Annotated in this window: 21 protein-coding genes; 10 read left to right on the top strand and 11 right to left on the bottom strand. The window is 66.1% G+C overall.

Features of this window, described 5'->3' with window-relative positions; translation table 11 throughout:
- Window positions 1-93: 93 nt before the first annotated feature.
- From pstB to IV501_RS11430, 8 genes are all read right to left on the bottom strand, one after another.
- Window positions 94-873 carry a phosphate ABC transporter ATP-binding protein PstB gene (gene pstB, locus IV501_RS11465; RefSeq protein WP_200556479.1) on the bottom strand — a complete coding sequence of 260 codons (780 nt, stop codon included), beginning with the start codon at window positions 871-873 and terminating at the stop codon, window positions 94-96.
- 19 nt (window positions 874-892) lie between these two features.
- Entirely contained in the window at window positions 893-2,002 is a 1,110-nt protein-coding gene (pstA, locus tag IV501_RS11460; RefSeq protein ID WP_307812302.1) for a phosphate ABC transporter permease PstA, read from the bottom strand.
- Between the two features lie 5 nt (window positions 2,003-2,007).
- Window positions 2,008-3,174, bottom strand: coding sequence for a phosphate ABC transporter permease subunit PstC (gene pstC / locus IV501_RS11455; RefSeq protein ID WP_200556478.1), 1,167 nt, complete (start codon window positions 3,172-3,174; stop codon window positions 2,008-2,010).
- A gap of 68 nt (window positions 3,175-3,242) precedes the next feature.
- Window positions 3,243-4,379: a phosphate ABC transporter substrate-binding protein PstS gene (pstS, locus tag IV501_RS11450; protein ID WP_200556477.1), complete on the bottom strand. Its 1,137-nt coding sequence runs from the start codon at window positions 4,377-4,379 to the stop codon at window positions 3,243-3,245.
- 195 nt (window positions 4,380-4,574) lie between these two features.
- Window positions 4,575-5,528, bottom strand: a complete 954-nt coding sequence (locus IV501_RS11445) for an NUDIX hydrolase (protein WP_307812260.1) — start codon at window positions 5,526-5,528, stop codon at window positions 4,575-4,577.
- Window positions 5,525-7,699, bottom strand: coding sequence for an RNA degradosome polyphosphate kinase (locus IV501_RS11440; RefSeq protein ID WP_200556476.1), 2,175 nt, complete (start codon window positions 7,697-7,699; stop codon window positions 5,525-5,527). The genes IV501_RS11445 and IV501_RS11440 overlap by 4 nt, the downstream gene beginning before the upstream one ends.
- Window positions 7,700-7,759: 60 nt before the next feature.
- Complete coding sequence (gene mshD, locus IV501_RS11435; RefSeq protein WP_200556475.1) at window positions 7,760-8,611, bottom strand: mycothiol synthase; 852 nt, start codon at window positions 8,609-8,611, stop codon at window positions 7,760-7,762.
- Window positions 8,589-9,281, bottom strand: coding sequence for a response regulator transcription factor (locus IV501_RS11430; RefSeq protein ID WP_200556935.1), 693 nt, complete (start codon window positions 9,279-9,281; stop codon window positions 8,589-8,591). Before IV501_RS11430 ends, mshD begins: the two co-directional genes overlap by 23 nt.
- Before the next feature lie 77 nt (window positions 9,282-9,358).
- On the opposite strand from IV501_RS11430, the gene IV501_RS11425 reads away from it, so the two are divergent.
- The 3 genes from IV501_RS11425 to ygfZ all read left to right on the top strand — a co-directional run bounded on the left by IV501_RS11425 (window position 9,359) and on the right by ygfZ (window position 11,474).
- On the top strand, window positions 9,359-9,640 hold the full coding sequence (locus IV501_RS11425) for a hypothetical protein (protein WP_200556474.1): 282 nt from the start codon (window positions 9,359-9,361) through the stop codon (window positions 9,638-9,640).
- Between the two features lie 138 nt (window positions 9,641-9,778).
- Window positions 9,779-10,393, top strand: a complete 615-nt coding sequence (locus IV501_RS11420) for a heme-binding beta-barrel domain-containing protein (RefSeq protein WP_200556473.1) — start codon at window positions 9,779-9,781, stop codon at window positions 10,391-10,393.
- A gap of 43 nt (window positions 10,394-10,436) precedes the next feature.
- A complete protein-coding gene (gene ygfZ, locus IV501_RS11415) occupies window positions 10,437-11,474 on the top strand; it encodes a CAF17-like 4Fe-4S cluster assembly/insertion protein YgfZ (protein ID WP_200556934.1) in 1,038 nt (345 codons plus the stop codon).
- A gap of 376 nt (window positions 11,475-11,850) precedes the next feature.
- Here the strand turns inward: ygfZ and IV501_RS11410 are convergent, their stop codons facing one another.
- Window positions 11,851-12,636, bottom strand: a complete 786-nt coding sequence (locus IV501_RS11410) for a class I SAM-dependent methyltransferase (protein ID WP_200556472.1) — start codon at window positions 12,634-12,636, stop codon at window positions 11,851-11,853.
- A gap of 26 nt (window positions 12,637-12,662) precedes the next feature.
- Between IV501_RS11410 and IV501_RS11405 the strand changes: the two genes are divergently transcribed.
- A complete protein-coding gene (locus tag IV501_RS11405; protein WP_200556471.1) occupies window positions 12,663-13,406 on the top strand; it encodes a phosphoglyceromutase in 744 nt (247 codons plus the stop codon).
- A gap of 55 nt (window positions 13,407-13,461) precedes the next feature.
- Here the strand turns inward: IV501_RS11405 and phoU are convergent, their stop codons facing one another.
- Complete coding sequence (phoU, locus tag IV501_RS11400) at window positions 13,462-14,121, bottom strand: phosphate signaling complex protein PhoU (protein WP_200556470.1); 660 nt, start codon at window positions 14,119-14,121, stop codon at window positions 13,462-13,464.
- 167 nt (window positions 14,122-14,288) lie between these two features.
- Here phoU and IV501_RS11395 point away from each other — a divergent pair, with 167 nt between their 5' ends.
- Both IV501_RS11395 and IV501_RS11390 read left to right on the top strand, forming a co-directional pair.
- A complete protein-coding gene (locus IV501_RS11395; RefSeq protein ID WP_200556469.1) occupies window positions 14,289-15,455 on the top strand; it encodes a sensor histidine kinase in 1,167 nt (388 codons plus the stop codon).
- On the top strand, window positions 15,455-16,135 hold the full coding sequence (locus IV501_RS11390) for a winged helix-turn-helix domain-containing protein (protein WP_200556468.1): 681 nt from the start codon (window positions 15,455-15,457) through the stop codon (window positions 16,133-16,135). The genes IV501_RS11395 and IV501_RS11390 overlap by 1 nt, the downstream gene beginning before the upstream one ends.
- Window positions 16,136-16,278: 143 nt before the next feature.
- On the opposite strand, the gene IV501_RS11385 is transcribed toward IV501_RS11390, so the two are convergent.
- Window positions 16,279-16,836 (bottom strand): hypothetical protein, encoded by a 558-nt coding sequence (locus IV501_RS11385; protein WP_200556467.1) that lies wholly within the window; start codon window positions 16,834-16,836, stop codon window positions 16,279-16,281.
- Between the two features lie 161 nt (window positions 16,837-16,997).
- Here IV501_RS11385 and IV501_RS11380 point away from each other — a divergent pair, with 161 nt between their 5' ends.
- Genes IV501_RS11380 through rlmB form a run of 4 tightly spaced genes read left to right on the top strand, consistent with a single transcriptional unit; the run spans window position 16,998 to window position 21,233 of the window.
- Window positions 16,998-17,495 carry a CarD family transcriptional regulator gene (locus IV501_RS11380; protein WP_200556466.1) on the top strand — a complete coding sequence of 166 codons (498 nt, stop codon included), beginning with the start codon at window positions 16,998-17,000 and terminating at the stop codon, window positions 17,493-17,495.
- On the top strand, window positions 17,476-18,708 hold the full coding sequence (gene ispD / locus IV501_RS11375) for a 2-C-methyl-D-erythritol 4-phosphate cytidylyltransferase (protein ID WP_200556465.1): 1,233 nt from the start codon (window positions 17,476-17,478) through the stop codon (window positions 18,706-18,708). The genes IV501_RS11380 and ispD overlap by 20 nt, the downstream gene beginning before the upstream one ends.
- A 57-nt stretch (window positions 18,709-18,765) precedes the next feature.
- Entirely contained in the window at window positions 18,766-20,208 is a 1,443-nt protein-coding gene (cysS, locus tag IV501_RS11370) for a cysteine--tRNA ligase (protein WP_200556464.1), read from the top strand.
- A complete protein-coding gene (gene rlmB, locus IV501_RS11365; RefSeq protein WP_200556463.1) occupies window positions 20,208-21,233 on the top strand; it encodes a 23S rRNA (guanosine(2251)-2'-O)-methyltransferase RlmB in 1,026 nt (341 codons plus the stop codon). Before cysS ends, rlmB begins: the two co-directional genes overlap by 1 nt.
- Window positions 21,234-21,281: the final 48 nt, after the last annotated feature.

The following is a 21,281-nucleotide window of genomic DNA, read 5'->3' as shown; positions in this document are numbered from 1 at the left end:
GGCAACACAACCCCTGATGCACACCTGATAACGACAGAAGCGGATCGAGCAATGGCGCTCGATCCGCTTCTGTCTTTGTGTTGGTAGGTCAGATCATCCGAATTTGCCGGAGACATAGTCTTCAGTCGCCTGCACGCTGGGCTTCGAGAAGATCGTCGTGGTGTCGTTGTACTCGATGAGCTTGCCGGGCTTGCCCGTGCCCGCGATGTTGAAGAATGCCGTCTTGTCGCTCACCCGCGAAGCCTGCTGCATGTTGTGAGTGACGATCACGATCGTGTACTCCTGCTTGAGCTCCTCGATCAGATCCTCGATCGCGAGGGTGGAGATCGGGTCGAGGGCAGAGCACGGCTCGTCCATCAGCACGACGTCGGGGGAGACCGCGATGGCGCGAGCGATGCACAGACGCTGCTGCTGACCACCGGAGAGACCCATCCCCGGCTTGTCCAGGCGGTCTTTCACCTCGTTCCACAGGTTCGCACCGCGCAGCGAGCGCTCCACGAGCGACTCGGAGTCGGACTTCGACAGCTTGCGGTTGTTCAGCGTGACGCCGGCCAGCACGTTGTCTTTGATCGACATGGTCGGGAACGGGTTCGCGCGCTGGAACACCATTCCCACCTGGCGGCGAACCAGTACCGGATCGACGCCGGGACCGTAGAGGTTATTGCCGTCGATGAGAACCTCGCCGTCGACGTGAGCGCCGGGGATGACTTCGTGCATGCGGTTCAGCGTGCGCAGGAAGGTGGATTTTCCGCAGCCGCTGGGGCCGATCAGGGCCGTGACGGTGCGGGGTTCGATCGTGATCGACACGCCTTCGACGGCGAGAAAGTCACCGTAGAAGACGTCGAGGTTGTTGACTTCGATGCGCTTGGACACGTTTTCCTTTTTTCTCGGGTTAGCGAGCGCCCTTGGGCGCGAAGACTCGGGCGATGACGCGGGCGATGATGTTGAGGATGACCACCAGGATCACGAGCAGCAGCGCGGCGCCCCAGGCGGAGGCATTCGATGCCGCGATGTCCTGACCCGGGAACTTGATTCCCGTGTAGGCGAGCACCGGGAGGGTCTGCATCGGATTCTGGAACGGATTGGCGTTGAAGTTGTCGGTGAAGCTCGCCGCGATGAAGATCGGCGCGGTCTCACCGATGACCCGGGCGATCGCCAGCGTGATGCCCGTGATGATACCGACGATTGCGGTCGGTACGACGACCTTGATGATGGTCGAGAACCGCGAGACACCGAGGGCGAAGGATGCTTCGCGCAGGTCGCTTGGGACCAGCCGCAGCATCTCCTCGCACGATCGCACCACGATCGGGATCATCAGCACAGACAGGGCGACAGAGGCGGAGAACCCGCTGAACGCCTTGGGGCCGACCAACAGGGAGAACAGCGAGAAGGCGAACAGACCGGCGACGATCGACGGGATGCCGGTCATCACGTCGACCAGGAACGTGACGGCTCGTGCGATGGGTTGGTTCGGCTGCGCGTACTCGACCAGGTAGATCGACGTCAGCAGCCCGATCGGGATCGACATCAGAGCGGCGATGCCGGTGATCTCGAGGCTTCCGACGATCGCCTGTAGCGCACCGGTGGTGATGTCGACCTTGAGCGTGTCCGGATTGAAGACGGCCCCGCCGGTCTGGGAGATGAAGCCCCAGTTGAGCTGGCCGATGCCCTTCGACGCAACGGTCCAGAGGGTCGAGACCAGGGGGGCGATCGCCAGGAGGAAAGCGATGGTGACCAAGCTCCGCACGATTCGGTCAAGCGCGCGGCGGCGGTTCTCGGCGATCGCCGAAAGCACTCCGAGAGCGACCAGGTAGAGCAGAGCCGAGAGGAAGATCCAGCCGCCGAGGTTGAAGCCCATGAGCAGCATGACGCCGCCCATCACGATGAGCGCGCCGGCGAGAACGTAGAACTCCACGAACTTCGGCAGCTGACCGGTGGTCAGCGAGTTGACTATGGGGCCGGGGCCATTGGAGGCGTTCTTGCGGGCGGCCCCTGAGCTGATCGCGGTCACGCGGGGTTTCCTTCCGGCTTGGCAGACGCGGTGCCCGCGCCGACGGGGGAGTCGCTGGCAGACAGCACGGGGCCGTTTTCTGCCGCCGCGGATTCGACGACGGCTTTCGGTCGACGCTTCTTACGGCTGCCCGTGTTCACATTCGAGCGGGAGATGATCGCGCGGGCGAGAAAGTTCACGGCCAGCGAGATGACGAAGAGCATGAGCCCGGTGCCGATGAGCGCCTCGCGCTGCGGCACATTGGAGATCGGGAAGTTGAGGGCCAGGTTCGCCGCGATGGTCTGCGAGTTGCTTCCCTCGGTGAGGATCTTGACCGAGAAGCCGATGGACGGGGAGATGATGAGCGCAATCGCCATGGTCTCTCCGAGCGCCCGGCCGAGGCCGAGGAGCACTGCGCTCACTACGCCCGACTTCGCGTACGGCAGTACCGCCATCTTGATCATTTCCCACTTGGTTGCGCCGAGGGCCAGCGCGGCCTCCTCGTGCAGACGCGGGGTCTGCAGGAAGATCTCGCGCGAGATGGAACTGATGATCGGCAGGATCATGACCGCCAGCACCACGCCACCGGAGAGGATCGTCGATCCGGTGGTGGAGGCTTGGCCGGAGAAGATCGGGATGAAGCCGAGGTTCTGGTTGAGCCAGTCGGTGAGCGGCAGCAGCAGCGGCCGGATGACGATGATGCCCCAGAGGCCGAACACGATCGACGGCACGGCCGCGAGCAGGTCGATGAGGTAGCCGAGGATGCCGGTGATGCGGCGCGGCGCGTAGTGCGAGATGAACAGGGCGATGCCGATGGCCACCGGAGCGCCGAGCACGAGCGCGATGGCGGAGATCCAGATCGTTCCCCAGATCAGCGGGAGGACGTAGTTCCAGAACGTGGCGTAGCCACCGGTAGGGCCGCTGTTGAGGTCGGGATTACTCGCCCAGTTCGCTCCGATGACCGGCGCGGCCTGCACGATAAGGAAGATCGCGACCGCGGCCAGGATGACCATGATGAGCAATGCGGAGCCGAAGCTCAGGCCGAAGAAGATGCGGTCGGCCGGCCGGGACTTGACGCGGGCGGACCCCGCTCCCCCCTGGGGGGAGCGGGGTCCTGACGCGGTGGTGGAACCTGACGCTTTGACAGGGCTCTGGCGGGAGCGAACAGCGGGATTTGTAGTCACTGATGTCTTTTCTCGGGAGGTGTCGCAGCAGGGAAGGCTCTACCGGTTGTGCAGAACGCTAGGGCTGACTACTTGACGTCGGCGAGGCTCTTCGTGATCTTCGCGAGCATCTCCGCGGGGATCGGAGCAGCGCCGGCGTTCTTCGCGGCGATCTTCTGGCCGATGTCGCTGGCGACGTAGCCGACGAAGGCCTTGGTCAGCTTGGCCTGGTCAGCCGACTTGAAGGTCTTGCAGAGGATCTGGTACGAGACCAGCGGGATCGGGTAGGCAGACTTGTCGGTGAGCTTGGTGTAGTCGAGCTTCTGCGACAGGTCACCGTCGACGGCGGTCGGCGTGGCGACAGCAGCCTTGGCGAAGGCAGCCGAGGCACCCTCCGCGCTGAACGCGACGTAGTCCTTGCTGGTTCCGGCCTGGATCGACGCGGAGGAGAGCTCACCGATCGCACTGTGGTCGGCGTAACCGATGGTGCCTTCGCCAGCCTTGACGGTGTTCACCACACCGGAGCCGCCCTGCTGGGCGCTCGAGCCGGCGACGGGCCACGCGTTGCTGGGCGCGTAGGTCCAGATCGAGGGCTGCGTCTGGCTGAGGTAGTTGGTGAAGTTGCTCGTCGTGCCCGAGCCGTCTGAACGGGTCACGGTGGTGATCGCGGTCGAGGGCAGCGTGGCCTTCGGGTTGAGCGCGGCGATGGCCGGGTCGTTCCAGGTGGTGATCTTCAGGCTGAAGATCTTGGCGATGACCTCGGAAGAGAGGTTGAGGTTCTTGACGCCCGGCAGGTTGTAGATGACCGCGACGCCGTCGAGGTAGACCGGCAGGTTGATCGCACCGTCTGCGCCACAGGTGGTGGCGGAGGAGGTGACCTGCGTCGGGTTGAGGGGCGAGTCGGAACCCGCGAAGTCGTAGCTGCCGGCGAGCCAGTTGGTGACGCCACCGCCAGAACCCTGCGACTTGTCGTAGTTGATGGTGACGCCCTTGGCCTGCGACGTGAACGCTGCGACCCACGCTGCCTCGGCGTTGGCCTGTGCGCTCGAACCACCGGCGGTGATGGTGCCGGTCAGCGACGGGTCGATCTTGTACGCGTCAGCGGTAGCGCTGGCGGAGGGCTTGGTGCTGGAGCCGGTGTCGCTGCTGGTTCCTGCGCAGCCGGCGAGGGCGATCGTAGCGGTCAGCGCGAAGGCGCCGACAACTGCCACATTCTTGAACTTCACTGTGTTCCCTTCGGGGGTGGTGACCACGGCGAGCTAACGTCTAGGGCTCTGCTGGCCGGGCAGACCGGTGCTGGTCCGAAGACGACGCTATGGGCAGAGGTTAACCAGAGTCGCGCCGAAAGGTGAACGGTGGGTTAACGGGAATGGAACACCACACTAAACGGGCCGATGTCGCCCCACCTGGCCCGAATCCGGTCAGCCAGGATGAGGAGCGTGTGTCTCGAAGGCGACCAACCCGTCGTGCGGGTGGTCGAGCGACACGTGCAGCACGATGTACTCGCCGGTGGCGAGTTCCCCCGCTCGACGCAGCGCGCGATTGTCCGGTTCGCCCGTGGCTTTCGCGATCTCGTTGACTATGTGCGGGATGACCGGGCCGTGGCTGCAGAGCACTACCGGCTTGCGCTTCGCCAGGCGCCTCTCCACCAGCTTCAGCATTCCGCTCTCGTCGTCGGCAAAAGCATCCTGACTGATCGCTTCTTTGAGCGAGATCGCTAGTCCGGTGACCGCGGCGGTCGGTTCTATCGTGCTCAGGCAGCGCAGGGCGGTGCTGCTGATCAGTTTGCGCGGCGTCCACGCGGCGATCGCCGGGGCGACGCTGATGGCTTGCGCGCGGCCGCGGTGCATCAGCGGTCTGGTGGCATCCGGCCCGTCCCAGCCCGGGCGAGGGATGGCTTTGCCGTGCCGTAGCGCGATGATCGGGAAGGTGCGTACGCGTCCGGCCGTGACTCTGGCCTCGAACTCGTCGAGCACGTCCCGGTCCCGGTCGTAGCTGAGTGCTGCTCGTGCCTTGGCGATCGGGAGCCACTGAACGGCGGCGATCTCCGCGTTCGGAAAGAAGCTGGATGCCGCTACCGCAGCATCCGAGACCTCTGCAGCCCAGAAGTGGACCACCTTCTCTTTGCCGCCCGGCATCGTGTACTGGATAGTCTGGAGCGGCGCCCCGAGCGTGACCGAGAGCCCGGTCTCCTCCTTGAGCTCGCGCACCGCGGTCTGCGGGGGCGTCTCGCCCGGGTCGACCTTGCCCTTGGGCAGGCCGACGTCGGCTCGATCTCCGCGTCGCACGATCAGCACCACGGTCTTGCCGTCGACGATCCGCCAGCAGACCGCACCGGCCGCGACGACCGGGGAGGCGGTCGCCGAAATGCTCACCGCGCCACTCCGCCACGCTTGCGACCGGAGATCGACTTCTGCAGCGTGTTTTGCAGATCGCGCAGCGGCCGCCCCTCGGCGTCGTGGTCGTGCCTGGTCCAGTTGCCGTCCCCGTCGAGTGCCCATGATGAGGTCTCGTCTGACATCGCGAGGTCGAACAGGTCGGAGATCTCGCGCAGATGGTCGGGAGCGGTGAGCCGCACCAATGCCTCGACGCGACGGTCGAGGTTGCGGTGCATCATGTCGGCGCTGCCGATGTACACCTGCGGGTCGCCGTTGTTGGCGAAGGAGAAGATGCGCGAATGCTCGAGGTAGCGACCGAGCACGGAACGGATGGTGATGTTCTCGCTCATCCCGGGGAGCCCCGGCTTCATCACACAGATGCCCCGCACCAGCAGTTCGATCGGCACGCCGGCCTCGCTCGCCCGGTACAGCGCGTCGATGATCGCCTCGTCGACGATGGAGTTCAGCTTGATCCGGATGCCGGATGGCAGCCCGTTGCGCGCGTTATCTGCCTCGATCTGGATGCGCTTGATCAGCCCCTTGCGCAGCAGTCGCGGGGCTACCAGCAGTCGCTTGAACTTCTTCTCGATGGCGTAGCCAGAGAGCTCGTTGAAGAGGCGCGTGAGGTCTTTGCCCACGGTGTCGCTCGCGGTGAGGAGCCCCAGGTCTTCGTAGATGCGGCTGGTCTTCGGGTTGTAGTTGCCGGTGCCGATGTGGCTGTAGTGCCGCAGGCGACCGCCCTCGTTACGCACCACCAGCGCGAGCTTGCAGTGAGTCTTGAGGCCGACCAGGCCGTAGACGACGTGCACGCCGGCCTTTTCGAGTTTGCGGGCCCAGACGATGTTCGCCGACTCGTCGAAGCGCGCCTTGATCTCCACCAGTGCGAGCACCTGCTTGCCGGCCTCGGCCGCGGCGATCAGTGCCTCGACGATGGGGCTGTCACCCGAGGTGCGGTAGAGCGTCTGCTTGATGGCCAACACGTTGGGGTCGGCAGCGGCCTGCTCGAGGAAGGCCTGCACACTCGTCGCGAACGACTCGTACGGGTGGTGCAACAGGATGTCCTGGCGCGCGATCGAGCGGAAGATGTCCGGGGTCGCGTTCGGCTCGGCAGGCAGTAGCTGCACCGCCGTGGTCGGGACGTGCTTGCGGTACTTGAGTTCGGGGCGATCGATCTTGGTGAGCTCGAACAGCCCGCCGAGGTCGAGCGGGGCCGGAAGGCGGTAGACCTCTGACTCGGTGATATCGAGCTCGCGCACCAGCAGGGTGAGGGTGAGCTCGTCCATGTCGTCGGTGATCTCGAGGCGGATCGGGGGCCCGAAGCGGCGCCGAAGCAGTTCGCGCTCGAGGGTCTGGATGAGGTTCTCCGACTCGTCTTCCTCGACCTCGACATCCTCGTTCCTGGTGACGCGGAACTCGTGGTGGTCGAGCACCTGCATGCCCGGAAACAGATCGCCGAGATGGTTGGAGATGAGGTCTTCGAGCGGGATGAATCGCAGGATGCCGCTGCCGTCGTTGGGCAGCTTGACGAACCGGGGGAGCATCGGCGGCACCTTGAGGCGCGCGAACTCCTCTTTGCCGGTCTTCGGGTTGCGCACCCGCACCGACAGGTTGAGCGAGAGCCCGGAGATGTAGGGGAACGGATGCGCGGGGTCGACCGCGAGCGGCATGAGCACCGGGAAGATCTGGTTGGCGAAGATCACGTCGAGCGCTTCGCGGTCGGACTGCTCGAGGTCGGCCCACGTCTCGATGTGGATGCCGGCGTCGTCGAGGTCGGGTTTGACCAGGTCGCGGAAGGCGGCGGCGTGGCGCAGCTGCAGTTCGTGGGCGCGGGCCTGGATTTCAGAGAGCACCACCGTCGGCGCCGTGCCCACGTTGGTCGGCACGGCGAGGCCGGTGAGGATGCGCCGCTTCAGCCCCGCGATGCGAACCATGAAGAACTCGTCGAGGTTGCTCGCGAAGATGGCGAGGAAGTTCGCACGCTCGAGCAGTGGCTGCTCAGGATCTTCGGCCAGTTCGAGCACGCGCGTATTGAACGCGAGCCAGCTCAGCTCGCGATCGAGGTAGCGGTCGGGCGGCAGCGTTCCGTCGTCGACCCACTCAGCTTCGTAGTCGTCGTCGAGGCTGTCGGTTCCGAGTCCTGCGTCGGCCAGGTAGGTCTCGTTGTCCATTGCACCATCCAACCACTCGCGGGGAACGGTCGCTGGTGAACGCCACGTGAACCAGGGCCCTCAGAGGGCTCTATAGCGGTACTGGATGTCGATCGAGTACTGCTCGAAACCGAGCGAGCGGTACAGCTTGACCGCGGCGACGTTGTCGGCGTCCACGTACAGAGCGGCGGTGCGGATGCCGCGTGCCGCGAGTCGCGCGAACCCGGCGGCCATCAGCGCTCGCCCCGCCCCACCGCCCTGATGCGCCGGGTCCACCCCGACCACGTAGAACTCGCCGATCCCGTCTTCGACCTTCAGCCAGCAATAACCGACCATGGTGGTGCCATCGTCGAGGATCAGGAAGTCGTCGGCGTCGAACCAGAGTTCGCGCTCGAGTTCTTCGAGGTCGGCGCGGGTGACCGAACCCTGCTCGGGGTGATGGGCGAAGGCGCGGGCGTTGAGCGCGACCCAGTCGTCCTCGTCGACCCCGACACGGAAGGCCCGGACGGTCCCTGGGCTCGTCGAAAGGCCCGGACCGTGCGGCGCCGGCCCTTCGACAAGCTCAGGGACCGGACGGCGTAGCTGGAGCAGCTCGCGGATCGGCTCCAGGCCGTGGCTCGCCGCCAGGGCACGGGCCGCGGGGTGGTCGCCATGCGCCCACACGAGCAGTTCGGGGTGACCATCGCCGGTGGTGATGTCGGCGAGCAGCCGCGTAAGCATCGCGGTGCCGAGACCTCGGCCGCGGGCATCCGGTTCCACGACGAATTCGGCCTCACCCTGCCCGACGATCGCGTGCGCAGAGTCGAGTTGCAGCAGCGACCGCGTGCCGGACCGCAGGTCGACCAGTGCCTGATCGGAGAACGGGGGCTGTCCGTCGACGGCCTTCGCTCGGGCTACGACGGCATCGAGATCAGGAATTGACTGCCGTCGCAAGGCGCTCGGGGTCGTCTTCGTAGACGTTGAAGCGGTAGCCGACGTTGCGCACGGTGCCGATCAGCGACTCCAAGTCGCCCAGCTTGGCGCGCAGACGCCGAACGTGCACATCGACGGTTCTCGTGCCGCCGAAGTAGTCGTAGCCCCATACCTCGCTGAGCAGTTGCTCGCGCGTGAAGACCCGCGAGGGATGGGTGGCGAGAAACCGCAGCAGCTCGAATTCCTTGAAGGTGAGGTCGAGCGGGCGCCCGTGCACCTTCGCGGAGTAGCTCGCCTCGTCGATGACGACACCGGAGGCGTTGATCTTGGTGCTGGTCTTGTCGAGTGCCTGGCGACCGACGGCGAGACGGATGCGGGCGTCGACCTCGGCGGGTCCGGCGGACTCGAGCACGACGTCATCCGCCCCCCAGTCGGCGCTGACGGCGGTCAGTCCGCCCTCGGTGAGGATGAGCATCAGCGGAACGTTCACGCCGGTGGTGGTGAGGATCTTGCACAGCGACTTCGCGCTGGCGAGATCGGAGCGGGCATCGACGAGGATGAGGTCACAGCTCGGCGCGGTGATCAGGGAGGCGGGCTCGGCGGCGATCTGGCGTGTGCGGTGACTGAGTAGGCCCAGCGCCGGTAAGACCTCGCTGCCCGTGGCAGAAGTCAGGATCAACAACTGCGCCAATGGTGCCTCCCAATCTGTGCCCACAGTCTAAAGGCACTTTTCGCGGGCGGGCACGACCGGTAGGGCACAATTGATTCGTGAGCATTGACCAACCCGTCATCCGCAGGTTCCCGCTGAGCGCGATCCCGGTGTGGGCGGTGGTGGCGGTTGGGGCGCTTCTGGTGCTGCTTCTCGCGTCGGGCGGCCAGCGCCTCGTCTGGATGCCGATCGTGCTCATCGTGGGTGTGCTCGGGACCTTCGTGATCCAACTCGGCCTCGACCAGAAGGTCGGCCTGGTGAATCGGGTGATTGTCAGCCTGAGCGGTTCCGTGGTGATCTTGGGGCTCGCGACTACCGTTGTCCCTCTGCTTGCGCCATAGAGCGGCATAGAATCGACCCATGTATCTCGGCCTGGAAATCTTCTTCGTCGGCCTGCTCATTCTGGCCACGCTCGCAATCGGCTACGTCTCTGTGGTGGTGCTCTTCAACCTGTTCCGCGGTCAGCGCTAGGCGGCGGCATGGTCATCGAGATCGACACGAACGTTCCCTCTGAACTCGTTCCGCTGTCGTGGCTGATCGGCGTCTGGGAGGGGTCCGGGCTCGTCAACTACGAGATCACCGCCCCAGACGGTACCTCCGAGACGCGCAATGTCGAGTTCGGTCAGCGCATCAGCTTCAGCCACGATGGGCTTCCGTACCTCAACTACACCTCGTACACCTGGCTGACGGATGAGGCTCGCACACCCCTCGCCACCGAGGTCGGCTATTGGCGCTTGGCGCGCAAGCAGATCGAGGGCGATCCGGGTCCGGGAATGTTGCCCGGGGTCGGTGCGCGACCGTTCACCACCACCCAGTCGGTCGAGGCGCTGCGCAACAGCAACCAGGGCTTCGACATCGAGGCGTCGGTTCTGCATCCCACGGGGGTGAGCGAGCTCTATATCGGGCAGGTCAAGGGGCCGCGCATCGATCTCGGAACCGACGCGGTGATGCGCTCCACCAACGCGAAGGAGCATTCGGCTTCGACCCGGCTCTACGGGTTGGTCGAGAATCACCTGCTCTGGGCCTGGGACATCGCCGCCCTCGGCCAGGAGCTCGCGACGCACGCTTCGGGGCGGCTCGCGCGCCTTGAGTAACTCTCCTTTTCTCACGCGTCCTGGTGCCGTCGACGGCGCGGGGATGGATGCCGGCGTCCCGGCGCACTACGGCAATCCTCTCGCCGAACAGCGCCCGTTGGCATCCGGTGATCGGATCGTCGACCTCTCGCACCGCGCCGTGCTTTCCATCTCGGGCGACGACCGGCTGAGCTGGATCGATTCGCTCACAAGCCAGAGCGTGAAGCGACTCGCGCCGGGGGAGTCCAGCGAGACTCTGCTGCTCGACCCGACCGGGCACGTCGAGTACGCGGTTCGTCTGCTCGACGACGGCACGGAGCTGTGGCTTCTGATCGAGGCGGCCGAGGCTCCCGGCCTGCTCGACTGGCTGACGAAGATGCGATTCATGTTGCGGGTCGATCCGCGCGATCGCACCTCGGAGTTCGCGACCGTCGGCACCTTCGGTAGCGCCGATCTCGCGGCCGCAGCCCCGAACGGTGTTCCGCTGGTGTGGCACGACCCGTGGAGTTCGGTGGCTGTGGGCGGCCACCAGTACGCGACCGCCGCCGACCATGACTACAGCGAGTGGACCTATAGCGAGATTCTCGTCGACCGCGCCTCGCTCGGGTCGATCGAGCTGCCGGCCGCGGGGCTCCTTGCCCTCGAGGCGCTCCGCATCGCCGCCTGGCGTCCGCGCTTTGCGACCGAGGCCGACGAGAAGTCGATCCCGCACGAACTCGACTGGCTGCGCTCCGCGGTCCATCTGTCAAAAGGCTGCTACCGCGGTCAGGAGACGGTGGCCAAGGTGCACAACCTCGGGCATCCGCCCCGGCGGCTGGTCATGCTGCATCTCGACGGTTCGGATGCCGTGTTGCCGTCGCCCGGTGACGAGGTGGTCCTTGGTGAGAATGTGGTGGGTCGGGTGACCTCCGTCGGTTTGCACTACGAGCTTGGCCCGATCGCGCTGGCCGTGATCAAGCGGTCTGCCGATCCGACCGCGGAGCTTGCGGTGCGCTCGCAGGGCATTTTGGTGCCGGCGGCACAGGAGATCGTCGTGCCACCCTCTGCGGGAGCCGAGGCCGACGTGCCCCGACTGCCGCGTCTTGGCGCAGTGCAGCGCTAATCTGCCCTGCCCTGGGCTACCTGTCGGTTTTTGTCTTTGATGATTTTCGTGACTGGCGATTTTCGTGACTGGCGATTTTCGTGACTGGCGATTTTCCTGTCAGGCCTCATCGAGCGAAACGCCGTGGCGTCGAGGTCGGAATCCGCGCGGCCAACGTCGTCGCTGCCGATCCGTCCAAGAGCCGACCGCCGCATCCCGAACATTCCCGTTGTACAGGAGAGCGTGCATAACGGTAGTGCTGGGGATGACGCGGTCGTACCGACAGCGCGATAGTCGTACCGACAGCGCGAGGGCCGTGCCGACAGTGCGTGAGTGCCACAGCGCGAGGTCGGCGCCGACCGCGCGAGAACAGGGGCGCCAAGGTGCGTGCGGCCCGCTACCAGGCGAAGCCCAGCGGCTCCACCGCAGCCCAGTCGACCGTGAGTTCGCCGAGCTTCCAGCGGGACTTGCCGCCGCGCACAGGCCAGCCGAGGTCGCGCATCCCCGCGGCGACCGCGATCCAGCGCTGCGATGGACCGTAGACCGACAGCGGCGCGTGCACCTGCCATTGCCGATCGAGGTCGGTGAGGAAAGTGTGAATGCGCTCGCCGGGGATGTTGCGATGGATCAGCACCTTGGGCAGACGCTCGGCCACGATCGACGGCAGTTGCAGGGCGGCGAGGCGGAGGCTGATCGTGAACGTCCGCGGACCGGACGCCGCGACATCCACCCAGCTGGCGACGCGGCCGACCTCGTTACAGGTGCCCTCGACCAGCAGCCCGTCCGCGTCGAGCCGAGAGACCATGCGGTGCCAGGCGTCGGGCACGGCGCTCTCGTCGTACTGGCGCAGCACGTTGAAGGCACGGATGATCGTGGCCGGCCGATCGCCCGGAGTCGGCACCTCGAACCCGCCGAGCCCGAAGGTGAGCCCGGGACGCTCGGACGCAGCCGCCAGCTTCACGCGCGCGGGATCGATCTCGAGGCCCAGCACCTGCACGTCCGGGCGCACGCGGCCAAGCCGCTGCTGCAGTTCGAGGGTCGTCGTCGCCGAAGCGCCGAAACCGAGGTCGACGACGAGCGGGTTCGCCGCCCGACGGAAAGCCGGCAACTGCGCGATCCACCGGTCGACCCGGCGCAGACGGTTGGTGCCCGTCGTCCCGCGGGTGATCGAACCGATAGGCATGCGTCTAAGTCAACTAGATTTGGAGCATGACTTACACGCTCATCCTGCTGCGCCATGGCAATTCCGAATGGAACCAGAAGAACCTCTTCACCGGATGGGTCGACGTCGACCTGAGTGATCAGGGGCGTGCGGAGGCCACGCGGGCCGGCGAGTTGCTCGCGGAGTCTGGCATCCTGCCCGACATCCAGTACACCTCGGTACTCAAGCGGGCGATCCACACCGCCGACATCGCGCTGGCCGGCGCCGACCGCGACTGGATCGACGTGAAGCGCAGCTGGCGCCTCAACGAACGTCACTACGGTGCGCTGCAGGGCCTCGACAAGGCCGAAACACTCGAAAAGTACGGCCAGGAGCAGTTCATGACCTGGCGCCGCTCGTTCGACGTTCCGCCGCCCCCGCTCAGCGATGACAGCGAGTTCTCCCAGGCCAACGACGTGCGCTACGCCGGGCTCGGCGACGACCTGCCGCGCACCGAATCTCTCAAACTCGTCATCGACCGGATGCTTCCCTACTGGGAGTCGGACATCAAGCCCGATCTCGCCACCGGCAAGACGGTGCTGGTCACCGCCCACGGCAACTCGCTGCGCGCGCTGGTCAAGCACCTCGACGGCATCTCCGATGCCGACATCGCCGAGCTGAACATCCCGACCGGAATTCCCCTGGTCTACACGCTCGGCGACGACTTCTACCCGGTCGAGCCCGCCGTCTACCTCGACCCCGAGGCCGCCGCTGCCGGCGCGGCTGCCGTGGCGAACCAGGGCAAGAAGTAGCGTCTTAACCACGAACGGGCACCCGAGGGTGCCCGTTCGTCGATTAACGCCGAAGTTACTCGATGACGGCGGAGGCGACCCACTCGCCGGTGCCGAGGTACTGCACCTTCTTGGCGATCGACACCGCGTGGTCGGCGAAACGCTCGTGGTAGCGCGAGGCCAGGGTGGAGTCGACCGTGTCGACCGCAGCGCCCTTCCAGGTCTCGCTGAGCACCTTGTCGAACACGCTCAGGTGCAGCGCGTCGATCTGGTCGTCATCGTTGCGGATCTCCTCGGCGAGGGTCACGTCCTCGGTGCGCAGCAGGTCGGTCAGCTTGTTCGCGATCTGCACGTCGAGGCGACCGAGCTCGAGGAAGGTCGGACGCAGCGACTTCGGCACGACCTTGTCGGGGAAGCGGTAGCGGGCCAGCTGAGCGATGTGCTCGGCCATGTCGCCCATCCGCTCGAGAGAGGCGCTGATGCGCAGTGCGCTGACGACGATGCGCAGGTCGCGGGCGACCGGCTGCTGCCGGGCGAGGATGTTGATGGCCAGTTCGTCGAGCGCGATGGCGGCCTCATCGATCTTCGCGTCCTCGTCGATGACGACCTCCGCGAGGGAGACATTGGACTCGTTGAAGGCCTTCGTGGCGTTCTCGATCGCGACGGCGACCAGACCGGCGATCTCGACGAGGCGCTCCTGCACCTCCGCCAGTTCCTGCTGGAAAACCTCGCGCATGTTGTCGTTCCCTTTCGCCGCGGGCCATGGAAACCCGCATAGTTATGAGCCACACTGCTCCGCGAAGGTAAACAACGGATGCCGTGCCCGTGAACATCTCCCGAAGTAGCGGGCCGCGGCTCTTCGACAGCGAAGACCGGCCGGGAGATGTAACTAATCTAGTGGCTATGGACTCCGCCTGGCTGGTGCCGCTCGCCTTGGCGTTCGGCCTCATCGTCGGCGCAGGGGTCGTTCTCATTTTGCTGCTCTCCATGCGACGCGGTCAGCGGGCGATGGATGTCGCGAGCACCGCCGTTCCCGACGGCGTCGACCAGGTGATCGACGCGCTCGAGTCCGCCGGTGTCGTTCTCGACCCGAGCAACAACGTCGTGAAGGCGAGTCCGGGAGCCCTCTCGCTGGGGCTGGTCTGGAATCAGGCGCTCGTGCATCCCGAGCTGGTCGCGCTGGTCGATCGGGTTCGACGAACCGGCGACGCGGCCACGCAAGAGCTGGAGCTGGCCCGCGGTCCGTTCGGCGAGGCGAACATCCACCTGTTCGTACGGATCGCCCGACTCGGCGCCCGGTACATCCTGCTGCTCGCCGAAGATCGCACCGAGTCGTATCGTCTCGACGACGTGCGGCGCGACTTCGTCGCCAACATCAGTCACGAACTGAAGACCCCGATCGGTGCGGTCGGGTTGCTCGCCGAGGCGCTGCAGGCGGCCTCCGACGATCCCGACACGGTGCGTCGCTTCGCGCAGCGTCTCACCAAGGAGTCCGAGCGTCTGGCGCGGATCACCCAGGAGATCATCGAGCTCTCCAGACTGCAGGCCGCAGACGCCCTGTCCAAGCCGGACGTCGTCGAGATCGACCACGTGGTCACTCTCGCCGTCGATCAGAATCGCGTGGCTGCAGAATCGCACCGCATCGAGATCGCGCGCGGCGGCGACAAGCATGCCGAGGTCTACGGCGACGAGTCACTGCTGGCCGTTGCGCTGCACAATCTGGTCGCCAACGCCATCCAGTACTCGCCCGAGGGTTCGCGGATCGGTATCGGGGTGAACAACTCCGACGGCATCGTGGAGATCGCGGTGACCGACCAGGGCATCGGCATCCCCGAAGAAGATCGCGATCGTGTCTTCGAGCGGTTCTACCGCATCGACCCGGCACGCTCTCGTCACACCGGCGGATCGGGCCTCGGGCTCAGCATCGTCAAGCACGTGGCGCAAAACCACGGCGGCGACGTGCGGGTGTGGTCACAACCCGGCAACGGTTCCACCTTCACGATCCGGCTGCCCGAAGCATCCCGCGCTCCCGTCTCTCCCCCTGCCATCGCAACACTTAAGGAAGCCTGATGACCCGCATTCTCATCGTCGAAGACGAGTCCTCGCTGAGCGAGCCGCTCGCCTTCCTGCTCGGGCGAGAGGGCTACGAAACCACGATCGCCCCCGACGGCCCGAGCGCCATCGCCGAGTTCGATCGCAACGGGAGCGACCTCATCCTGCTCGACCTCATGCTCCCCGGCATCTCGGGCACCGAGGTCTGCCGCGACATCCGCACCCGCTCGCAGGTGCCGATCATCATGCTCACGGCCAAAGACAGTGAAGTGGATGTGGTGGTCGGCCTGGAACTCGGCGCCGATGACTACGTGACCAAGCCATACTCGACGCGCGAGCTGCTGGCCCGCATCCGCGCCGTACTGCGCCGCCGCGTCGAGGACGAGGAAGAAGAGGTCGCCATCCTCGAGGCCGGCGACGTGCGCATGGACGTCGAGCGTCACACCGTCGCCGTCCGCGGCACCGAGACGGCTATGCCGCTCAAGGAGTTCGAGCTGCTCGAGCTGCTGCTGCGCAACTCGGGTCGCGTACTCACCCGTGGCCAGCTGATCGACCGGGTCTGGGGCGCCGACTATTTCGGTGACACCAAGACGCTCGACGTGCACATCAAGCGCATCCGCTCGAAGATCGAGGAGACCCCGTCAGACCCGACGATGCTGGTCACCGTGCGCGGCCTGGGCTACCGCTTCGAGGCTTAGGCCGGCGCTGCGTTGTTCGCCTGGCCCCGTTCGGTTGGCGCCGGGCGAACGACGCGCGAAGAAATGCGCCCGAACGTAACAAATGCACCCGGTCGCCCGGGTGCATTTGTTACGTGGAGACGCAGAAGTTCTGCGTACCGGCGCTAGTTGCTGGGGGCGCTGCTCGCGGTCGGCATCGGGCTCTCGGTAAGGCCCGGGATGTTCGTGGGCCGCGGCTTGGGCGTCGGCGACTTGGTCGGCGCGAGATCCTTGTACTGCGACCACGAGGTGCCGAGTACGGGGACGAGCAGCTGCTTGCCGGTGTGCGAACCGTAGGTGACGAAGACCGGGAACAGTGCGCCGGCCTTGGTGTTGATGCCCTGCAGCACCAGCTGCTTCTCTTCGGTGTCACCGAAGCTCTTCACCGCGTTGCCGTCAACGGTGAAGTGGGAGGTCACCTTGCCGCCTGTACCCGTGTACTGCACGGTGAAGTCGATCGGCGTGTCGCCGTTGTTGATGAAGCTGACGACGAAGCTGGCCTCCTGGCCGTTGTTGCTCAGCAGGAGGGCGTTGCGTACATCGAGGTTGGCGACGGTGGCATCGACACCATCGCTCGGGTCGTAGGCCTTGAGGGTCGACTGCGGCGAGATGAACGTGCATCCGCTCACACCCAAGGCGAGCGCTGCCGCCAGGGCGACGGATGCGGCAATACGTGTTCTCACAGAACCCTCCAGAACGCGGTACGAAGGCCTCGATTCCGCGGATATACACGCGGGAAACCTGCTTGGAGTTTAGCCTACCGAGATGGCGCCGATCGTTCCGCGGCCCGGCCCGCGCGGGGCCCCTGTGATAAAATCGGTGCTCTTGCGAACGGAGCAATCCCATGCTTTTCGAAGTCGGCGAAACCGTCGTGTATCCCCGTCATGGTGCGGCAACCATCGTCGAGGTGAAGAATCGCACGATCAAGGGCGAAGAGAAGCTCTACCTCAAGCTGCGCATCAGCCAGAACGAGTCGTCGTCGGGTGAGCTCATCATCGAGGTGCCTGCCGAGAACGTCGATCTGGTCGGCGTGCGCGACGTGATCGACCACGGTGGAGTCGAACGGGTCTTCGACGTGCTGCGCACCCCCTTCACCGAGGAGCCGTCGAACTGGTCGCGCCGCTACAAAGCCAATGGCGAGAAGCTCGCCTCGGGTGACGTGATCAAGGTGGCGGAGGTCGTGCGCGACCTGTGGCGCCGCGACCACGACAAGGGAGTGTCTGCGGGGGAGAAGCGCATGCTCGCCTCGGCGCGGCAAATCCTGATCTCTGAACTTGCCCTGGCCGAGAAGACCGACGAAGAGAAGGCGTCAAGCGTTCTCGATGAGATCCTTGCCTCCTGAGGGCGGCGTCGGCGACGTTCCCGACTCGCCGAGCGTCGCCATCATCGTGGTGGCGGCTGGCAGCGGGACGAGACTTGCGCAGTCGTCACCCAAGGCGTTCGTCGAAGTGGCGGGACGCAGCATCCTGGCCCACAGCCTGCAGGCGGTGTTCGGCCTCAGCGAGCCCGCCCAGGTGATCGTGGTGGCGCCGGCGGAGCTGGTGACCCGTGCCCGGCAGATCGCGCGCGGGGTTGCTGGCGTGGCCTCCGCCTATGTCACGGTCGTCGCGGGCGGCAGCACTCGGCAGGAGTCGGTCGCGGCGGGGCTCGCCGCGCTCGCGACGAGCGTACAGATCGTGCTCGTGCACGACGCCGCCCGGGCGTTCACCCCGACCGAACAGTTCGAACGGGTGATCGCCGCGGTGCGCTCGAGTGATGCGGGCGTGGTTCCCGGGCTTCCGGTGACAGACACCATCAAACGCACGGATGCCGCCCCAGACGGCCAGACGCTGGTCGCCGAAACCGTGGACAGGTCGCAACTCGCGGCGGTGCAGACACCGCAGGGTTTTCCGGCCGCCGACCTCGTCGCCGCCTACGCAGCGGCCACCGAAGACTTCACCGATGACGCCGCCGTGTTCGCGGCGGCGAACCACCCGGTGACCCTCGTGATCGGCGATGCCGACGCGTTCAAGATCACGACCCCGTGGGACCTCCGCCGGGCCGAGGTGCTCGCCGCGCCGACCGTGACCTCCACCTCGGTTGGCGATCTGCGCAGCGGCCTCGGCATCGATGTCCACGCCTTCGACGACGCGAGCCCGCTCTGGCTCGGCGGTGTCTACTGGCCGGGCGAACGCGGTCTGTCTGGGCACAGCGACGGCGACGTGGTCGCGCACGCGGTCTGCGACGCGCTGCTGTCTGCGGCGGGGCTCGGCGACATCGGGTCGCGCTTCGGCACGGCCGACCCGCGCTTCGCCAACGCGCACGGCGATGTCTTCCTCACCTCGACAGTGGCCATGCTGGCGGATGCCGGCTACCAGACGCAGAACGTGTCGGTGCAGGTCGTCGGCAATTCGCCGCGCATCGGGCCGCGACGCGCCGAGATCGAAGCCCGGCTGAGCACTCTCGTCGCAGCGCCGGTGAGCATCTCGGCGACGACATCCGACTTTCTCGGGTTTACCGGGCGCGGCGAGGGCATCGCGGTGATCGCGACGGCGCTCGTTCAGCGGGTGCCCTGATTCGGTGGGTGAGGCCGGACCCGGTAACGCCTCTTCAGGATCGTTAAGCTGGGCACCGTGACTGTGCGCCTCTACGACACCAAGACCGCCGCCCTGGCCGACCTCGTGCCGATCGTGGAGGGCCACGTCGGCATCTACGTCTGCGGGCCGACGGTGCAGTCCTCTCCGCACATCGGCCACCTGCGCTCGGCCCTGGTCTACGACCAGTGGCGTCGCTGGCTCACCTACCGCGGGCTGAATGTGACCCTGGTTCGCAACGTCACCGACATCGACGACAAGATCCTCGCGAACGCCTCGCCGACGACAGACAGCGGCGAGCAGTGGTGGGCCCTCGCGTACCGATTCGAGCTGGAGTTCTCTAGCGCGTACGCCCGAATCGGAATCCTGCCGCCGACCTACGAGCCGCGAGCGACCGCCAGCATCCCCCAGATGCAGCAGATCATCGAGCGTCTGATCGAGCGCGGTCACGCCTACGTCGCCGACGATGCCGGTGCCGATGGCAAGAACAGTGGCGACGTCTACTTCGACGTCGCGTCGTGGCCCGCCTACGGCGAGCTCACCCACCAGAACCCGGCAGACATGGCGGCGTCGGCGGATGTCGAGACTCGCGGCAAGCGGGACGCCCGCGACTTCGCCCTGTGGAAGGGCTACAAGCCCGAAGAGCCGGACTCGGCGTCGTTCCCCTCGCCGTGGGGCCCGGGGCGCCCAGGCTGGCACATCGAGTGCTCGGCCATGTCGGCGCGCTACCTCGGCACGCACTTCGACATCCACGGTGGCGGTCTCGACCTGCGCTTTCCGCACCACGAGAACGAGCTTGCCCAGTCGACGGCGGCTGGCTACGGGTTCGCCAATCACTGGGTGCACAACGGGCTGGTCAACGTCAACGGTCAGAAGATGTCGAAGTCGCTGGGTAACTCCCTGTTCGCCGCGGAGTTTCTCGAGAAGGCCAGGCCGCTGGTCGTGCGCTACTACCTCGGCTCCGCTCACTACCGCTCGACGATCGATTACCACGACGGTGCCCTGATCGAGGCGGAGGCGGCTCTCGACCGCATCGAGGTCTTCCTCGACCGTGCGCGTCGGCGTCTCGAAGGCACGCGGTTCGAGAGCGGATCGGTGCAACGCGTTCCCGAGGAGTTCGCCGAGGCGATGGACGACGACCTCGCGATTCCGCAAGCCATCGCCGTGCTGCATGAGACGGTGAGGGCCGGCAACGCGGCACTCGATGACGAAGATCTGGGGGAGGCCGCCAGCATCCAGGGCGCGGTCATCGCGATGACCGAGGTGCTGGGGATCAATCCTTTGGCCCTAGACTGGCAGACTGCCGCGAATGATCCGGCGAGCGTAGCGCTCGCGACTCTCGTCGAGAAGTTGATCGAAGACAGGGATACGGCACGCAAGGCGCGGGATTTCTCCTCCGCCGATCGCATTCGCGATGAACTTGCCGCAGCCGGCATCCAGATCGAAGACACCCCGACGGGGTCACATTGGAGTCTTGACTAATGAAGAGCAGTGGAGCGAACAAGCCCCGAGCCGGAGCCGTGCGCAAGGCCCGCAAGGGCCCGCAGGTCGGATCGGGCGGCCAGGGTCGCCAGGCGCTCGAGGGCAAGAAGCCCACGCCGAAGGCGGAGGACCGCCCGTACCACCCCGCAGGCAAGGCAAAGGCAGCCAAGGAGCGCTTCGTCGCCGCTGGCGGCAACGCCCGCCGGCCGTCCAGCAGCACCGGTGCGCCGCAACGCCCCCAGCAGCAGTCCCGCCCACAGCGTCCCAAGCAGACGGATGAGTTCGAGGTCGTCACCGGTCGCAACTCCGTTCTCGAGGCCCTCCGCGCCAAGATCCCGGTGACCGCGCTCTACATCGCCACCCGCATCGAGTACGACGACCGCGTCAAGGAGATCATGCAGATCGCCACCAAGCGCGGCCTGCCGATCCTCGAGGTCATGCGCCCGGAGCTCGACCGCCTCGGCGGTTTCGACTCCGTGCACCAGGGCGTCGCGCTCAAGGTGCCGCCGTACGAGTACGCGCACCCGACCGACCTGCTCGACAAGATCGTCTCTCAGGGCAAGGTGCCGCTGCTGGTGGCGCTCGATGGCGTCACCGATCCGCGCAACCTGGGGGCGATCATCCGTTCGGTCGCCGCGTTCGGTGGCCAGGGTGTGATCGTGCCGCAGCGTCGTTCGGTCGGTCTCACCGCCGCCGCCTGGAAGACTTCTGCCGGCGCAGCAGCCCGCACCCCTGTAGCCATGGCGTCGAACCTCACCCAGACGCTCAAGGCGTTCAAGGAGCGCGGCGTGTTCGTGCTCGGGCTGGCCGGGGACGGGGACACCCCGCTGCCCGACCTCACCTGGGCCAAGGAGCCGCTCGTCGTCGTCGTCGGTAGTGAGGGCAAAGGCCTCTCGCGTCTGGTCACCGAGACCTGTGATGCTGTCGTCTCGATCCCGATCAGCGCGGCGACCGAGTCGCTCAACGCCGGAATCGCCGCCAGCGTCACCCTCTACGAGATCGCGAAGCAGCGCGCGAAGAAGTAGCGGTTCCCGCGTTTCGATACGCGGGCTCCTTCGTCGCGCGCTACTCAC

This window comes from Lacisediminihabitans changchengi, from assembly GCF_016634425.1.
GTDB lineage: Bacteria > Actinomycetota > Actinomycetes > Actinomycetales > Microbacteriaceae > Lacisediminihabitans > Lacisediminihabitans changchengi.
Note: the sequence above shows the minus strand (reverse complement) of the source record. Positions and strands in the feature narration are given on the sequence as shown.

Bases quoted from the DNA above. Each gene is read 5' to 3' on its own strand.
- ispD (WP_200556465.1), top strand. From the start codon at position 17,476: ATGAGATCCTTGCCTCCTGAGGGCGGCGTCGGCGACGTTCCCGACTCG.
- ygfZ (WP_200556934.1), top strand. From the start codon at position 10,437: ATGGATGCCGGCGTCCCGGCGCACTACGGCAATCCTCTCGCCGAACAG.
- IV501_RS11390 (WP_200556468.1), top strand. From the start codon at position 15,455: ATGACCCGCATTCTCATCGTCGAAGACGAGTCCTCGCTGAGCGAGCCG.
- IV501_RS11395 (WP_200556469.1), top strand. From the start codon at position 14,289: ATGGACTCCGCCTGGCTGGTGCCGCTCGCCTTGGCGTTCGGCCTCATC.
- IV501_RS11380 (WP_200556466.1), top strand. From the start codon at position 16,998: ATGCTTTTCGAAGTCGGCGAAACCGTCGTGTATCCCCGTCATGGTGCG.
- IV501_RS11405 (WP_200556471.1), top strand. From the start codon at position 12,663: ATGACTTACACGCTCATCCTGCTGCGCCATGGCAATTCCGAATGGAAC.
- IV501_RS11410 (WP_200556472.1), bottom strand. From the start codon at position 12,636: ATGCCTATCGGTTCGATCACCCGCGGGACGACGGGCACCAACCGTCTG.
- phoU (WP_200556470.1), bottom strand. From the start codon at position 14,121: ATGCGCGAGGTTTTCCAGCAGGAACTGGCGGAGGTGCAGGAGCGCCTC.
- IV501_RS11420 (WP_200556473.1), top strand. From the start codon at position 9,779: ATGGTCATCGAGATCGACACGAACGTTCCCTCTGAACTCGTTCCGCTG.
- rlmB (WP_200556463.1), top strand. From the start codon at position 20,208: ATGAAGAGCAGTGGAGCGAACAAGCCCCGAGCCGGAGCCGTGCGCAAG.
- IV501_RS11440 (WP_200556476.1), bottom strand. From the start codon at position 7,699: ATGGACAACGAGACCTACCTGGCCGACGCAGGACTCGGAACCGACAGC.